This is a genomic window from Dermacoccus barathri (assembly GCF_015070805.1).
GTDB lineage: Bacteria > Actinomycetota > Actinomycetes > Actinomycetales > Dermatophilaceae > Dermacoccus > Dermacoccus abyssi.
This window is the reverse complement of record NZ_JADCTK010000006.1, coordinates 100,736-115,181: the sequence shown is the minus strand read 5'-3', so window position 1 is coordinate 115,181 and position 14,446 is coordinate 100,736. Positions and strand designations below refer to the sequence as shown.

Genomic DNA, 14,446 nt, shown 5'->3' with positions numbered 1-14,446 from the left:
CGCCACGCAACGGCCTCGCCGCCGACGTCATCGCGCAGGGACGTCGGCGGCGAGGCCGTTGCGGTTCAGAGGTTCACAGGGCGCGCAGGAAACCGCCGTCGACGGGGATGGCGATACCCGAGAGGTAGGACGCGGCCGGACTGGTGACGAAGGCCGCCACCCGACCGAACTCCTCCGGCGTGCCGTAGCGACCCAGCGGAATCGCGCCCTCGTTCTTCGCACGCGTGGCCTCGGCGTCACCGCTGCCTGCGTCGAGCGAACGGACACGGTCGGTGTCGATACGCCCCGGGAGCAGGACGTTGACGCGGCCACCGCGCGGGCCGTATTCGTCAGCCAGCGTCTTCGCAGCCATGGCGAGGCCGGGACGCAGACCATTGGAGATGGCGAGCCCCGGAATCGGCGACTTCACCGAGGACGACAGCACCATCGTCACGGCCATCTGAGCCTCCGGCTCGAAGGGTTCGTCGAGCACCGCGCGTGCCATGCGCAGACCGCCGAGGAACACGCTGTCGAAGGCTGCGCGCCACTGCTCCTCGGTCGTGTCACCGAGCTTGCCCGCGGGCGGGCCACCCACGGAGACGACGGCGCCGTCGAGGCGGCCGAAGCTCTCCTCGGCCACGGCGATGAGGCGAGCGGGGGTCTGCGGGTCGGCGAGGTCAGCCGCGACCGCGCGCACGTTCGCGCCCGTCGGGAGCTGCTCGGCCGCCGCGGCGATCCGCTCCTGGTCGCGTGAGGCGATGACGAGATCAGCGCCGTCCGCCGCGAGCACCTTCGCCGTCGCGAGGCCCAGGCCGCCGGAGGCGCCGGTGACGATGTACGTCCGTCCGTTCAGTCCACAGTCCATGGCTTCATCCTGTCACTCGTCCTCTTCGTCCCAGATCCGCTGCCTGCGCTTCTTCTCGCGCCTCGGACGCGCGGCAGTCGCGCCCTCCTGTGCCTGCACCTCGCCGGCGGACGCGGGATCGGCCGTCTCGAGGCCGTCGAGGTACTCACGCCGGGCGCGCATCAGGACGAAGGCGTATCCGGCGACGATGCCGAGCCACCACTGGATGGCGTAGCTCAGATTGATGCCGGCCGCCATGCCCTGCGACGGCCGCTCCAGGGCCTGCGGTCGCGGGGGAGTCGTCCCGTCGGGCATCGACTCGGTGCGCATGCGGACGTAGCCGTCGACGAGTTGCTCACCCGTGGCCTTCTCGGCGTCGGCCGTCGAGATCGAGGAGAGCTGGCCTTCGACCGGCGGCCGGCCGAGGCTCTTCTCGCTCGGCCGCACCCAACCGGTCACCGTCACCTGGCCACGCGGCGACGCGGGAACAGAACTCGGCTTCGCCGCGCTCGAGCCGTTGGTCACCCACCCGCGGTCGACGAGCACCTTGATGCCGTCGACGGCGAAGACGTCCACGGTCTCGTAGCCGAAATCGCCGCCGGGGCCTGGCCTGTTGCGCACCATGCGGACATCACCGAGATAGGTGCCGGTTCCGCGAACCTGCTTCCACTCGTCATCCTTGGCGGGGGCCCGGCCGTCCTCGAGAACGTCACCGAACGGGACGGGTCGGGCGTCGTAGTTCGTGTCGATCCGCTCCTGGATCGTCGACTTCTCCTGCCAGCGATTCCACTGCCAGCGCCCTGCGACGAGGCAGATCGTGGCCCACAGCGTCGCGACGAGCAACCACGTGAGCCAGCGTTTGGTGGAGAGCAGTCGAAGCACCCCATCAGCCTAGTAGGGCTGTTCGCCGGCCTGACGCCCGGCATCAGGGACGAGCAGGTTCCCGCGAGGCGCCTCAGCCGTCGTGCGGATCCAGGGCGTCGGGGCGGACGCTGTCCCGGTAGAAGCCGCGCAGCGACAGGAAGTCGCGCAGCGTCACCTCGTGCTCGTCGCACGCGAGCCAGACCTTGCGTCGTTGCGCGTCATGCAGCTTCGGGTTGTTCCACCGCAGACCCCACGTCGCGTGGCGTCGGCACCCCTTCGCGCTGCAGATCAGCTCGGCGGGGTCATCGCGAAGAGCGGTCCGCAGATCCATGGATCTCCTTGTGAGGCACCGGAGGGGGAGTGACGGCACCCATGCGGTCGATGCGCCGCTTGCCCGTCGCGTTGGCGTACACGACGGCCGCGTACGGCAGTACGGCAGCGAGAGCGAAGCACACGACACTGAGCGGGCGGCTGACCTGCCAGGTGGCGACGGCCGCGATGAAGCAGACCGTCCGGATGGCCATCGAGATGAGGTAACCACGCATTCGGCGGTTCTGGTCGTCCTCGGCCGACTCGGGCAGGCTCGTCGCCGAGAGGCGGGGCTGTTCGCCCTTGCCCGTCCGAGAGGAAGCTGCTCGTGCCATGGCTCCAGCCTACGACTCACCACGATTCGTCCCAATTGGAGTACCCGGGGGTAGTGGATACGTTGCTGAACGAGGTTGATTTCCGGCGCTCCCGCGCCCGACCACACGACATGCCGCGAACGAAGGACAGGGTGGATGACGAGCCGCAACGTACTGGTGACCGGAGGCAACCGAGGTATCGGTCTGGCCATCGCCGAGAGGTTCCGTGACCAGGGGGACGCCGTCGTCATCCTTTCGCGCGCCGGTGAAGACGTCGCGGGCATGCCCGCGGTTGCGGGCGACGTCAGCGACTCCGACTCGGTGAAGAAGGCGTTCAAGGAGGCCGAGGAGAAGCTCGGCGGCCCCATGGACGTCGTCGTCGCGAACGCCGGAATCACCGACGACGGTTTGCTCATGCGCATGAGCGACGAGTCGTTCGACCGTGTCATCGACACCAACCTCGCCGGCGCGTTCCGCTGCGCCCGTGCCGCGACGACCGGCATGATCCGCCGCAAGGGCGGGCGCCTCGTCTTCGTCTCGAGCGTCGTCGGACTCTACGGGTCTCCGGGCCAGGCCAACTATGCGGCGAGCAAGGCCGGTCTCGTCGGTCTCGCCCGCTCCGTTGCTCGCGAACTCGGGGGCCGTGGCATCACGGCCAACGTCGTCGCGCCCGGCTTCATCGAGACCGAAATGACGTACTCGCTGCCGGAGGACCGGCAGAAGGCCTACAGGGACGCCATCCCCGCCGGGCGCTTCGCCCGCCCCGATGAGGTGGCAGCCGCCGTCACGTTCCTCGCCTCGCCGGAGGCCGCCTACATCAACGGTGCTGTCGTACCCGTCGACGGCGGCCTCGGCATGGGCCACTGACCACTGACCCGGCCCGCATCCTCCACTCCGCTCCGCCCCGCACGAAAGGCACCACCATGGGTCTGCTCGAAGGTAAGAAGCTCCTCGTCACCGGCGTCCTCATGGACTCCTCGATCGCCTTTCACGTGGCGCGCCTGGCCCAGGAGGAGGGCGCCGAGGTCGTTCTCACGAGCTTCGGCCGCACGATGAAGATCACGCAGACGATCAGCCGTCGGCTGCCCGAGCCCGTCGAGGTGGTCGAACTGGACGTGACGAACACCGAGCACCTCGAGACCCTCGCCGAGCGCCTCGAGCCGATCATCGGTTCGCTCGACGGCGTCGTGCACTCGATCGGCTTTGCACCGCAGGGCGCGTTCACCTTCATGGACGCCACGTGGGAGGACGTCTCGACGGCACTGCACGCCTCGGCGTATTCCCTCAAAGCCCTCGCGAAGGCTGCCGAGCCCCTCATGAAGGACGGCGGCGCCGTTGTCGGGCTGACGTTCGACGCGAAGTTCGCCTGGCCCGTCTACGACTGGATGGGCGTGGCCAAGGCTGCGTTCGAATCGACGAACCGCTACCTCGCGCGTGACCTCGGCCCGCAGGGGATCCGCTGCAACCTTGTCGCCGCCGGCCCGATCCGCACCACGGCGGCCAAGTCGATCCCGGGCTTCGAGCAGTTCGAGGAGACCTGGAACAACCGTGCTCCGCTGGGTTGGGACGTCTCCGACGCGGTGCCCGCCGCGCGCGCCTGCGCGGCACTGCTGTCCGACTGGTTCCCGGCGACGACGGGCGAGATCGTCCACGTCGACGGCGGCGTCCACGCGATGGGTCAGTAGGCGTCCAGCCCGTGTCGGGCGGATGCAGGTGAAGTACACCCGTTCTAGGGTGAACCTCATGACTGCAGACGGCACGCAGGCCGCAGGTGTCCGCCTGCTCGGCAACCGCGTTCTCGAGGGCCCGAACCTCTACTTCCCGCGCCCCGCGATCAAGACGACGATCGACGTCTCGGGGTGGCTGAGCAGTGAACCGGAACAGCTGAGCGAAGCGTTCGCCCTGCTGCGCGCGCGCCGCCCGCGACTCGGCGACGAGGGTTCTGCCGTCCGCGACCGCGCCGTCATGCGCCTCGTCGAGGTCGTCACGCGTCGTGTTGCCGCTGCGAGCGGCACGGGTCAGCTCGGTGTCCGGGTTCGCCACGGCGAGGAACCCTCGGAGTATGTCGTGGCCTTCCCGTGGAAGCACCTAGAACGCGGCCGCGCGTTGGGCCGCGCCGTGGCTGCGGCTCTCACCGATCTGCTCGACCCGGTGTCCTCCTCCGACGCCGTTCGACGTGCCGCCGACGCGGTTCTCGCCTCCGAACCGGGCCCCGCCGGAACCATGTCCAAGCCGAAGGTTCCGGTCATCTCGATCACCGGAACGAACGGCAAGACGACGACCACGCGCCTCGTCTCGCACATCTCGATGACCGCGGGGCGCAAGACGGCGTGGAGCTCCACCGACGGTGTGCTCGTCATGGGCGAACACGTCGAGAGGGGTGACTACTCGGGACCGTCGGGAGCTCGCACCGTGCTCGCCACCCCCGGCCTCGAGGTCGCCGTCCTCGAAACCGCGCGAGGCGGCTTGCTCAACCGCGGAATGGGTGTGCCGTACAACGACGTCAGCGTCGTGACGAACGTGTCGCCCGACCACCTCGGTACGGGCGGCATCGACACCGTCGACCAGCTCGCCGAGGTCAAGGCCATCATCACCAAGGTCACCCGACCGAGCGGTTGGTGCGTGCTCAACGGTGACGACCCCCGTGTCTGGGCGATGCGGGTCGGTACGCCCGCGCAGATCATCACCTTCACACTCGACCCGGAAGCGCCCTGCATCCGTGAGGCACGGGCCGCACACGGCAAGGCGTTCACCGTCATCGACAACGACATCGTGTGTATCGACGACTCGGGCGTGGACTCTCTCGTCTCCCTCGACGACGTGCCCATGACGATGGCCGGGCTTTCCGCCCACAACATCGCGAACGCTCTCGCCGGGGCGGCCGGTGCCCTGGCGCTCGGACTTCCGCGCAGCGCCGTCGTCGAGGGGCTGCGCACGTTCTCCCCGGACGCGAACCTCAACCCGGGCCGCATGAACGTCTACACCGTGCCCAAGCCGAGCAGCCCCGACGAGTCGGTCACCGTCATCATCGACATGGCCCACAACGAGGGAGGTTTGGAGGCGCTCCTCGCCGTCGGTCGTGGACTCGTCGCGCCCGGGGGGCGACTCCTGCTCGGCCTCGGAACCGGCGGGGATCGCAGCGACGAGATCCTCGCCAACCTCGGCGAGCTCGCGGGCCGTGGAGCAGATCTCGTCCACGTGGTGCACAAGGAGCACTACCTTCGCGGTCGCTCGATGGAGAACCTCGAAAGCCACTTCCGTGACGGTCTCGCGCGCGTCGGGGTGAGCCCGGAGGCGAGCCACCGCACCGAACTCGACGGCGTGCAGAGCCTCCTCGACGCGGCACACGGGGGCGACGTCGTGGCGGTCATGACCCACAGCCACCAGGTGGAGATCCACTCCTGGTTGACCGAGACGGGCGCGTCGATGGACGACGCGCGAACCATCGCCCGCAAGGCACGCACCGCTCGCGGTGTACCGAACGAGGAGATCGAGAGCACCGGCTTGCCCGAAGACGTGCAGGGCCACATCGGTGACGCCGTCGCCTCACTGCGTCAGGTGACCGCCTCCGGCCACGCGCCCGCAGCACTTGTCGACGCTCTGGACCTGCTCACCTCACTGCCGCACCGCGAGTCCTGACACGCTCGCCGATCCGGCCTCGTCCCGACGACCAGTTGGCCCCTTCCCACCGCAGCGGTGGGAAGGGGCCAACGCGTTCGTTCCTCAGCCCTGTGTGTCAGCCGGGTTCGGCGTGACGGCCTCGGCCGCGGCGTCGTCCTCCTCGGCGCTGGCGAACCGCTCGTCCGGGCTGAAGTCGGGGTCGCCCGGCTGTTCCTCCTGGGTGTGCGCGCCCGGCGTCGCGAGGTGAGTGCGCTCCTCGACCGTGGCCATGACCCGGGCGTGCTTGTCGGCGCAGATGACGATGACGTCGTTGGGCCGCGCCCGATCGAGTGCCTTCGTCGTCGCCTCGAGCTCGTCGAGGACGGTGACGATCTTCGTCGCGCGGCCGCCGTCGGCAGCCACGGCTCGCGCACCCTCCTCGATGATCCTGGCCGCCTCGCCGACCTCGCGGCGGCGCAGGTTCTCGTCCTCACGGATGATGACGGTGTCGAACCACTTGGCCGCCAGTTCACCCATCTCACGGATGTCCTGGTCCCGACGGTCGCCGGCAGCTCCGACGACGACGGTACGGCGCACCCTCTGGGCACGGTTCTTTCCCGCGACATATCGGTCGACGAACTCTCCGAGCAGGTCGAGGCCCGCCGGGTTGTGGCAGTAGTCGACGAACACCTCGGCGTGGTCGACCTCGATGCGGTTGAGGCGACCGGGGGAGAGGTAGTAGCTCGTCGTGAAGGTGCGCAGGCCCTGACGGATGTCGTGCAGCGGCACACCGGCGGCGAAGGCCGCTCCCGCCGCGGCGAGCGAGTTGGCGACGTTCATGCGTGCGGCGCCGTTGAACGTGCTCGGCAGCAGGTGGGTCCAGGCGAGCTGCATCGAACGGCGGCCCTGCTTGAGGACGATCATCTCGCCCTTCTCCGTCGGCTCGAGGACGACGGCGCGGTCACCGCGAACGCAGCGCTCGTCGATGAACTGCCTGACGCGGCTGTCCGGGGCGTCCATCGAGAACCACACGATGGTTCCACGGCACACGTGGCGCATACGTCGCACGTACGGGTCGTCGGCGTTGAGGACGGCGAAACCGTCACGCGGCACGGCCTCGACGACGACCTGCTTGACGTCCGCGAGGTCCTTGAGGGACTTCACACCGCGCATGCCGAGGTGGTCGTTCTGGATGTTCGTGACGATGGCGATGTCGTTACGGTCGTAGCCCAGGCCCTCGCGCAGGATGCCGCCGCGGGCGACTTCGAGGATCGCGAAGTCGACTCGCGGGTTCTGAAGCACCATCTTGGCCGATTTGGGGCCCGACGCGTCACGGGTGATGAGCAGACGCTCGTCGACGATGATGCCGTCGGTCGAGGTCATGCCGACCTTCTTGCCGAGGCCCTTCATGACGTGCGCGAGCATGCGCGACGTCGTCGTCTTGCCGTTGGTACCCGTCACCGCGACAATCGGCACACGCGACGGCGTGCCGGGCGGGAAGAGCAGGTCGACGACCGGTTTGGCGATGAACTGCGGTTCCCCGACCGTCGGGTGGGTGTGCATGCGGAACCCGGGAGCGGCATTGACCTCGCAGATCGCGCCGCCGGACTCACGCACCGGCACCGTGATGTCGGGGCAGATGAAGTCGATGCCGGCGACGTCGAGTCCGATGAGGCGCGCGGCCTCCTCGGCGATCTCGACGTTGTCCGGGTGGGCATCCATGGTGCGGTCGATGGAGATACCACCGGTCGACATGTTGCCGGTGAGGGCAAGCTTCACCATGACGCCGGCCTCAGGCACGGCGTCCATCGCGTAGCCCTGTTCCTCGACGAGTTCGCGGGCGGCGTCGTCGACCTTGATGCGCGTGAGCACCTTCTCGTGACCGTATCCACGACGCGGGTCGGCGTTCGTGATGTCGACGAGTTCGGCCACCGTGTGCTCGCCGTCGCCCATGACGTGGGCGGGCACGCGCTCGGCGATGGCCGCCATCCGGCCGTCGATGATGAGGCAGCGGTAGTCCTTGCCCGTGACGAAGGACTCGACCTGTAGCACGCCGCGGCGCGACTGGGCAAGAGCGATCGGGTAGGCCTCGCGGACGTCCTCCTCGTTCTGCAGGTTGAGGCAGACACCACGGCCGTGATTGCCGTCGAGCGGCTTGACGACGACCGGGAAGCCGATCTCCTTGGCCGCCTCGACGGTGCCCTCCATCGTGCGCACGACGTCGGACTTCGGCACCGGCAGACCGGCCGACCCGAGCAGCTTCACCGTGAGGTTCTTGTCGCCCGCGATGTCCACCGCGAGCGCGGGGGTGCGCGACGTCATCGTGGCGCGGATGCGCTGGGCGTGGACGCCCTGACCGAGTTGGACGAGCGAGGCGCCGTTGAGACGGGTCCACGGGATGTCGCGCGAGACGGCCTCTTCGATGATGGCCTGCGTCGACGGGCCGAAGGCCTTGCGCTGCACGAGGTTGTGGAACCGCTCGAGCTCTGCCTCAACGTCGAACTCGGGGTTGTTCTGCACGAGGTGATTGACGATGTTGACCGCCAGTTCACCGGCTGCGAGACCGACGCTCTCGTCGAGGAAGGCGAAGATGACGTTGTACCAGCCCTCGCGGTCCTCGACACCACGCGTCTTGCCTCGACGGACGTCGTGGCCGGCCTCCTGCTGCAGCTGCAGCGCGAGGTGCTCGGCCACGTGACCGAGCCAGGTGCCCTCGTGGAGGCGCTCGATGAAGCCACCCTCACGCCCGCGCGAACACGAGTGACGCTGCAGACCGGGGAAGAGCTCGACGAGAGCCTCGGTGAAACCGGGCAGCGCGTGCGTCGGGTAGTACTCGAGCACGCCCAGATCGAGCACGAGGTGAATCGCCGGCTCGTAGGACCACACGTTGGGGCCGCGGTAGACACGCGTGCTTCGGATGCGCAGGCTCGGCTCGATGGGCCCGGGAGCTTGCGGGATCTCGACGACGGTCATGGAGTTCTCCCTCGTGGAAGGCACAGCGTCTCAGTGACGCAGTGCGGCTGCCGCCGTGGCGGTGTCGTGCTGATCCTTCGCGGCCGTGACGGCCACGTCGGCGTTCTGCTCGACGAAATCCGTCAAGGTCGCTGTGGTCAGGTCGAACGTCGCTCCGTACGGGAGCGAGTGAACGACCGCTCCCGTGACGAGCAAGGGCGCGTCACGGCGGGCTTCATGGGCGTCGGTCTGCGCCCGTCGGGCATCGACGATGAAGACGGCACCGGATCCGACGATCGTCATCTCGTGCCCGTTCGTGATCTCGGCGGCCGTGTCCTCGTCGATGCCCATTCCGAGCAGGCTGGGAGAACCGGCGACGAGCGAGAGCAGTCGGCCGTAGCGCGAGCGCTGGTCGAAGTGCTGGTCGATGATGACGCCCGGCACGAGGCCGAGACCCTGCGTGAGCTGGCTGGAACGCTGGCGAGGGGTGACGCCTTCCTCGCCCATGGAGATCATGAACTGGCTCATGATCGAGGCGCCCGCACTCGTGCCGGCGATGACGGCGCCACGCTCGTAGGCGCGCAGCATGGCGTCGCCGAGCGGGGTGCCGACGATGAGCTGGCTCAGCTTGAGCTGGTTACCACCCGAGATGAAGACGCCCGTGGCGTTGTCGATGCGCTCGACGAGCTCCGGCGACGACGACTCGAGGCGCGTCTGCGGGTCGACGCTCGAGACCTCGGGGCACCCCAAGCGCGAGAACACGGTGGAGTACACCTCGATGACCTCGGACGCCAGCGACGATGCCGTCGGAATGACGACGATGTTCGACTTGCGGCCCCCGGCCAGACGCACGAAGCGGCGCAGGATGGTCACGCGGCCGATCTTGTCCTCGGCCCCACCGATGATGAGCAGGGATCGACGGGGCTCGCTGTTCTCAGGCATGGGGGCTATGTTAGGCGCCCGTTCCGCTCATCGCAGCAGAGTCCACGTCGAGATTGTCGGCCTCTTCGATGTCCTCGCGGCTGATACCGAGCAGGAACAGCACACTGTCCAGGTAGGGCACGTTCACGGCCGCATCGGCCTGAGCCCGCACGACGGGTTTGGCGTTGAACGCAACGCCGAGACCGGCGAGCGCGAGCATGTCGAGGTCGTTAGCTCCGTCACCGATCGCGACCGTGCGTTCCAGGGGGAGACCTTCGTTCTGCGCGAAGTGCGCGAGAGCGCGTGCCTTGCCCTCACGATCGACCACCTCGCCGAGCACCCGCCCGGTGAGCTTGCCGTCCGCCACCTCGAGTGTGTTGGCCTGGGCGTACGTGATGCCGAGTTCGTCGGCCAGGGGGCGCACGACCTCGATGAAGCCACCCGAGACGACGCCGACGGTGCAACCGAGACGCTTGAGAGTGCGCACCAGCGTGCGCGCGCCGGGCGTCAGGCGAATCGCGGCGCGGACGTCATCGAGCACCTCGACCGGAAGCCCTTCGAGAGCGGCGACACGTGCGTGCAGGGACTCGGCGAAGTCGAGTTCGCCGCGCATGGCCCGCTCGGTCACCTCGGCGACCTCGGCCTCACGACCTGCGTGGGCCGCGAGCATCTCGATGACCTCGTCCTGGATGAGTGTCGAGTCGACGTCCATGACGACGAGACGTCGCCCTCGCCGCGCCAAACCGGCAGCGGCGACACTCGCGTCACAGCCGCTCTCCGCCGAGACCTCGGCCACGCGGCGTCGCAACTCGAAGACCTCGACACCGGACACATCGAGCTCGATAGCCGTCACGGGGGTACGGGCGAGACGACGCACCCGGTCGATGTTTCCGCCGTGGTGCACGACTTCGGCGGAGATCTCGGCCAGTGCCTCGGCCGGCACGGTGTCGGCCAGCAGCGTGACGACGGCGCGCCCGGGCAGGCGGTGCACGTCATCCGCCATGCCGGGCGTCAGCGTGAGCGAGAGGCCACGCAGTTCGGCGAGGCGGCGCATCTCGACCTCGAAGTCTTCCGGATGCTGGGAGGAGACGAGGAAGGACAGCGTGATGCTCCCGCCGAGCACGGCCTGCCCGACGTCGATGATCTCGACGCCGAACCGGGTCATCGCATCGGCCAGTTCGTGGAAGAGCCCCGGGAAGTCGGTGCCCTGGAACGTCAGGCCGATGAGGTCGGTACGCGGGTTGTCGTTCGTCACAACCCCATTCATAGCGTGAACCACTCTCGCGTGCATCCGCCGCTCACGACGTGATGACCGTGCCCTTGCCGACGACGACAATGCCCGACTCCGTGACGGTGAACCCGCGAGCGCGGTCCTGCTCGTGGTCGAGGCCGATGTGCGTGCCCTCGGGCAGGTGCACGCCCTTGTCGATGATGGCGCGTCGGATGATGCACGAGCGGTCCACGTCGACGCCGTCGAGGAGGATGGACGAATCCACGTCGCTGAACGAGTGAACGCGCACGTTCGGCGAGAGCACCGACCGACTCACCGTGGCGCCGGAGATGATGCACCCGGGGGAGATGAGCGAGTTCACGCCCGTACCCGTGCGTCCGTGCTCGCCGTGGACGAACTTCACCGGCGGGAGGCTCATGCCCGACGTCGTGTGGATGGGCCAGTCGCCGTTGTAGAGGTTGAAGATCGGGTGGACCGACACGAGGTCCATGTGCGCGTCGTAATAGGAGTCGATGGTGCCGACGTCGCGCCAGTAGCCGCGGTCACGGTCCTCTGCGCCGGGGATCGTGTTGTCCTTGAAGTCGTAGACGTAGGCCTCGCCCCGGTCGACGAAGGCGGGAACGATGTCGCCGCCCATGTCGTGCTTGCTGCCCTCGAGGTCCGCGTCGCGGGTGACGGCATCGATCAGTGCGTCCGCCGTGAAGACATAGTTGCCCATCGAGGCGAGCACCTCGTCGGGGCTGTCCGGCAGGCCCTGGGGGTCGGTGGGCTTCTCGAGGAAGGCCCGGATGCGCGACGGGTCCTCGGGGTCGACGTCGATGACGCCGAACTGGTCGGCCAGGGAAATGGGCTGACGGATCGCGGCGACGCTCGCCTTGGCGCCGGAGGCGATGTGCGCCTCGACCATGTCGGCGAAGTCCATGCGATAGACGTGGTCGGCGCCCACGACGACGACGTAGTCGGGCTTCTCGTCGTAGATGAGGTTGAGGCTCTGGTAGATCGCGTCGGCTGAACCGAGGTACCAGTTCTTGCCCACGCGCTGCTGTGCCGGGACGGGCGTGACGTAGTTGCCGAGCAACGAACTCATCCGCCACGTCTTCGTGATGTGGCGGTCGAGGCTGTGCGACTTGTACTGGGTCAGCACGACGATCTGGAGGTAGTCGCTGTTGACGAGGTTGCTCAGCGCGAAGTCGACGAGTCGGTAGATACCGCCGAACGGCACCGCGGGCTTGGCCCGGTCCGCGGTTAGGGGCATGAGGCGTTTGCCCTCGCCGCCGGCGAGAACGATGGCTAGGACCTTGGGGCCTCCACGATTTGGCATGCCACTGACAATAGGTGGATCGTGTCTTTCATCACACCCCCGGAGGGGCTACCGTCTTGTCCCGTGAGAGTCGACATCCTGACGAAGGAATACCCGCCCAACATCTACGGCGGCGCCGGGGTCCACGTCGCCGAACTCGTCAAGGCCTTGCGAGCGACAGGCACCGAGACCAAGGTGCGGGCGTTCGGCGAACCGGTGGGGGAGGCCGACACCGACGGATTTCCCGATCTGCCCCCGTTGGCCGACGCCAACGGCGCGCTGAAGACCCTCGGCGTCGACCTGACGATGGTGCCCGCCGTCGCGGGCGCTGACGTCGTGCACTCGCACACCTGGTACGCCAACTTCGCCGGCCACCTCGCCTCGATGCTCCACGGCATCCCGCACGTCGTGAGCGCGCACAGCCTCGAGCCGATGCGGCCATGGAAGGCCGAACAGCTCGGCGGCGGCTACGCGATCTCCTCCTTCATCGAACGCACCGCCTACGAGGGCGCGGCCGCCGTCATCGCGGTCTCCGACGGCATGCGACGCGACGTGCTGCGCAGCTACCCCCAGCTCGACGAGAGCAAGGTCCACGTCGTCCACAACGGCATCGACGCAGACGCCTGGGCGCCGGATCACTCCGAGAAGGCGCTGGAGGTCGTGCGCGGCCACGGCGTCGACACCGGCCGCCCGAGCATTGTGTTCGTCGGTCGCATCACCCGGCAGAAGGGCCTGGCGTTCCTCCTGCGCGCCATGCGTGACGTTCCCGCCGACGTGCAGCTCGTGCTGTGTGCCGGCGCCCCGGACACCCCCGAGATCCTTGCCGAGGTCGAGGGCCTCATCGCCGAACTGCGTGAGAGCCGTGACGGCGTCGTATGGATCCCCGACATGCTGCCCCGCCACGAAGTCGTCGCGCTGCTGTCACAGGCCACCTGCTTCGTGTGCCCGTCCGTCTACGAGCCGCTCGGCATCGTCAACCTCGAGGCAATGGCGTGCGAGGCGGCCGTCGTCGGCACGGCCACCGGGGGAATCCCCGAGGTCGTCGTGGACGGCGAGACCGGTTGGCTCGTGCCGATCGAGCAGGTGAACGACGGAACGGGTACGCCCGTCGACCCCGATACGTTCGTCGCCGATCTGGCCCGCGCCCTCACCGAGGCGACCTCCGACGTCGAAGAGGCCCGCCGACGGGGTCGAGCCGGACGTCAGCGCGCCGTCGAGCACTTCGGGTGGGACGCGATCGCCGAGCGCACCCAGCAGGTCTACGCGACGGTCCTCGAAGGCTCCCGTACGGCCTGATACGTCATTGCCGGAGACACTCCGCTCTGAGCACACCGCAACGCGCGATCAACGTTGCCCGTCCTCATCAAGGGCGGGCAGCGTCGTGTGCGAGGCCGATGGCAGCCGCCGTCGCGGCCTGTGCGAGAGCGAGTTCGGCCTCGTCGAGCAGGGAGCGCAGCGTGCGCTCGCGCGCTGCGACGCTACCCGCGTCGAGGCCGCCGCTCGTCGTCAGCGCCTCGTCGAGGGCGGCGACGACGAGGCCGGCCGTCGTGATGATGCGCATCGCCCGCGGGTGCAGGCCCGGTGGCAACGCCCAGCGCGCGCCGTCGAGGCGTTCGTCGACGCGCTCGCGGGCCGAGGAGCCGAGGAACGGTGCGATGTGCAGGGATTCGAGCACCCCGACGTGCGCCAGCAACGCCTCGCGGAAGCGTCGGTCGATGTCGGCCAGTGCGAGTGCCTCGAGGCGGTGGATCGGCACCGGGTCGCTGTCGTGCGGTTCGAGCGTGAGCTTGAGGCCCTCGTCGCCGGCCGGCCCGTAATACTCCAGCCGCGGCACGAGCACCCCGCCGAGCGACGGCACGAACAGGCATTCTCCGACTTCGATCGCAGCCTGAGTCGCGGGTCCGCCGGGCGGCAGCAACCCGCCGTGGACCCCCGGGCGGGGCAGGTCGACGCAGACGATGCGTTCGCCGAGGTCACGCCACAGTTCGAGGCGCGACAGGCCACCCTCGACGGCGTCGACGTCGGGCAGCGCGGCGCCGATCGCCTCGCTGAGCGGGCGATCGGCGGCGATGGCGTGCGTGGCCCACAGGGCCAGGCGCACGGAGGCAGGCAGTTCGTACACGATCGCCCAG

At 68.6% G+C, this 14,446-nt stretch carries 13 protein-coding genes; 4 read left to right on the top strand and 9 right to left on the bottom strand.

Annotated features, from left to right (window positions below):
* Positions 1-73: 73 nt before the first annotated feature.
* From IM689_RS12090 to IM689_RS12075, 4 genes are all read right to left on the bottom strand, one after another.
* Positions 74-844 carry an SDR family oxidoreductase gene (locus IM689_RS12090; protein WP_193644179.1) on the bottom strand — a complete coding sequence of 257 codons (771 nt, stop codon included), beginning with the start codon at positions 842-844 and terminating at the stop codon, positions 74-76.
* A 12-nt stretch (positions 845-856) separates the two neighbouring features.
* Entirely contained in the window at positions 857-1,705 is an 849-nt protein-coding gene (locus tag IM689_RS12085) for an SURF1 family cytochrome oxidase biogenesis protein (RefSeq protein WP_193644178.1), read from the bottom strand.
* A gap of 73 nt (positions 1,706-1,778) precedes the next feature.
* The gene (locus IM689_RS12080; protein WP_193644177.1) at positions 1,779-2,018 is read right to left on the bottom strand and encodes a hypothetical protein; all 240 of its coding nucleotides are present in this window, start codon (positions 2,016-2,018) and stop codon (positions 1,779-1,781) included.
* Positions 1,990-2,331: a DUF3099 domain-containing protein gene (locus IM689_RS12075; RefSeq protein ID WP_052947150.1), complete on the bottom strand. Its 342-nt coding sequence runs from the start codon at positions 2,329-2,331 to the stop codon at positions 1,990-1,992. The genes IM689_RS12080 and IM689_RS12075 overlap by 29 nt, the downstream gene beginning before the upstream one ends.
* Positions 2,332-2,466: 135 nt before the next feature.
* Here IM689_RS12075 and fabG point away from each other — a divergent pair, with 135 nt between their 5' ends.
* Genes fabG through IM689_RS12060 form a run of 3 tightly spaced genes read left to right on the top strand, consistent with a single transcriptional unit; the run spans position 2,467 to position 5,949 of the window.
* A complete protein-coding gene (gene fabG / locus IM689_RS12070) occupies positions 2,467-3,177 on the top strand; it encodes a 3-oxoacyl-ACP reductase FabG (protein ID WP_193644176.1) in 711 nt (236 codons plus the stop codon).
* A gap of 56 nt (positions 3,178-3,233) precedes the next feature.
* On the top strand, positions 3,234-3,995 hold the full coding sequence (gene fabI / locus IM689_RS12065; protein WP_129663493.1) for an enoyl-ACP reductase FabI: 762 nt from the start codon (positions 3,234-3,236) through the stop codon (positions 3,993-3,995).
* Between the two features lie 58 nt (positions 3,996-4,053).
* Complete coding sequence (locus IM689_RS12060) at positions 4,054-5,949, top strand: Mur ligase family protein (RefSeq protein ID WP_227484794.1); 1,896 nt, start codon at positions 4,054-4,056, stop codon at positions 5,947-5,949.
* 84 nt (positions 5,950-6,033) lie between these two features.
* Here IM689_RS12060 and cphA read toward each other — a convergent pair whose 3' ends face one another.
* Genes cphA through glgC form a run of 4 tightly spaced genes read right to left on the bottom strand, consistent with a single transcriptional unit; the run spans position 6,034 to position 12,335 of the window.
* Positions 6,034-8,883: a cyanophycin synthetase gene (gene cphA / locus IM689_RS12055; RefSeq protein ID WP_193644175.1), complete on the bottom strand. Its 2,850-nt coding sequence runs from the start codon at positions 8,881-8,883 to the stop codon at positions 6,034-6,036.
* A 30-nt stretch (positions 8,884-8,913) separates the two neighbouring features.
* Entirely contained in the window at positions 8,914-9,804 is an 891-nt protein-coding gene (locus IM689_RS12050; protein ID WP_047312799.1) for a cyanophycinase, read from the bottom strand.
* Positions 9,805-9,814: 10 nt separating this feature from the next.
* Positions 9,815-11,038, bottom strand: a complete 1,224-nt coding sequence (serB, locus tag IM689_RS12045; RefSeq protein ID WP_193644174.1) for a phosphoserine phosphatase SerB — start codon at positions 11,036-11,038, stop codon at positions 9,815-9,817.
* Positions 11,039-11,081: 43 nt separating this feature from the next.
* Positions 11,082-12,335: a glucose-1-phosphate adenylyltransferase gene (gene glgC / locus IM689_RS12040; protein WP_193644173.1), complete on the bottom strand. Its 1,254-nt coding sequence runs from the start codon at positions 12,333-12,335 to the stop codon at positions 11,082-11,084.
* A 63-nt stretch (positions 12,336-12,398) separates the two neighbouring features.
* Here glgC and glgA point away from each other — a divergent pair, with 63 nt between their 5' ends.
* Positions 12,399-13,610: a glycogen synthase gene (glgA, locus tag IM689_RS12035; RefSeq protein WP_193644172.1), complete on the top strand. Its 1,212-nt coding sequence runs from the start codon at positions 12,399-12,401 to the stop codon at positions 13,608-13,610.
* 67 nt (positions 13,611-13,677) lie between these two features.
* On the opposite strand, the gene IM689_RS12030 is transcribed toward glgA, so the two are convergent.
* Positions 13,678-14,436 (bottom strand): hypothetical protein, encoded by a 759-nt coding sequence (locus IM689_RS12030; RefSeq protein ID WP_193644171.1) that lies wholly within the window; start codon positions 14,434-14,436, stop codon positions 13,678-13,680.
* Positions 14,437-14,446: the final 10 nt, after the last annotated feature.

What these genes read in the sequence shown, in the direction of transcription:
- IM689_RS12090 (WP_193644179.1), bottom strand. Translation starts at nt 844, where the DNA reads ATGGACTGTGGACTGAACGGACGGACGTACATCGTCACCGGCGCCTCC.
- IM689_RS12080 (WP_193644177.1), bottom strand. Translation starts at nt 2,018, where the DNA reads ATGGATCTGCGGACCGCTCTTCGCGATGACCCCGCCGAGCTGATCTGC.
- IM689_RS12075 (WP_052947150.1), bottom strand. Translation starts at nt 2,331, where the DNA reads ATGGCACGAGCAGCTTCCTCTCGGACGGGCAAGGGCGAACAGCCCCGC.
- fabG (WP_193644176.1), top strand. Translation starts at nt 2,467, where the DNA reads ATGACGAGCCGCAACGTACTGGTGACCGGAGGCAACCGAGGTATCGGT.
- fabI (WP_129663493.1), top strand. Translation starts at nt 3,234, where the DNA reads ATGGGTCTGCTCGAAGGTAAGAAGCTCCTCGTCACCGGCGTCCTCATG.
- IM689_RS12060 (WP_227484794.1), top strand. Translation starts at nt 4,054, where the DNA reads ATGACTGCAGACGGCACGCAGGCCGCAGGTGTCCGCCTGCTCGGCAAC.
- cphA (WP_193644175.1), bottom strand. Translation starts at nt 8,883, where the DNA reads ATGACCGTCGTCGAGATCCCGCAAGCTCCCGGGCCCATCGAGCCGAGC.
- IM689_RS12050 (WP_047312799.1), bottom strand. Translation starts at nt 9,804, where the DNA reads ATGCCTGAGAACAGCGAGCCCCGTCGATCCCTGCTCATCATCGGTGGG.
- glgC (WP_193644173.1), bottom strand. Translation starts at nt 12,335, where the DNA reads ATGCCAAATCGTGGAGGCCCCAAGGTCCTAGCCATCGTTCTCGCCGGC.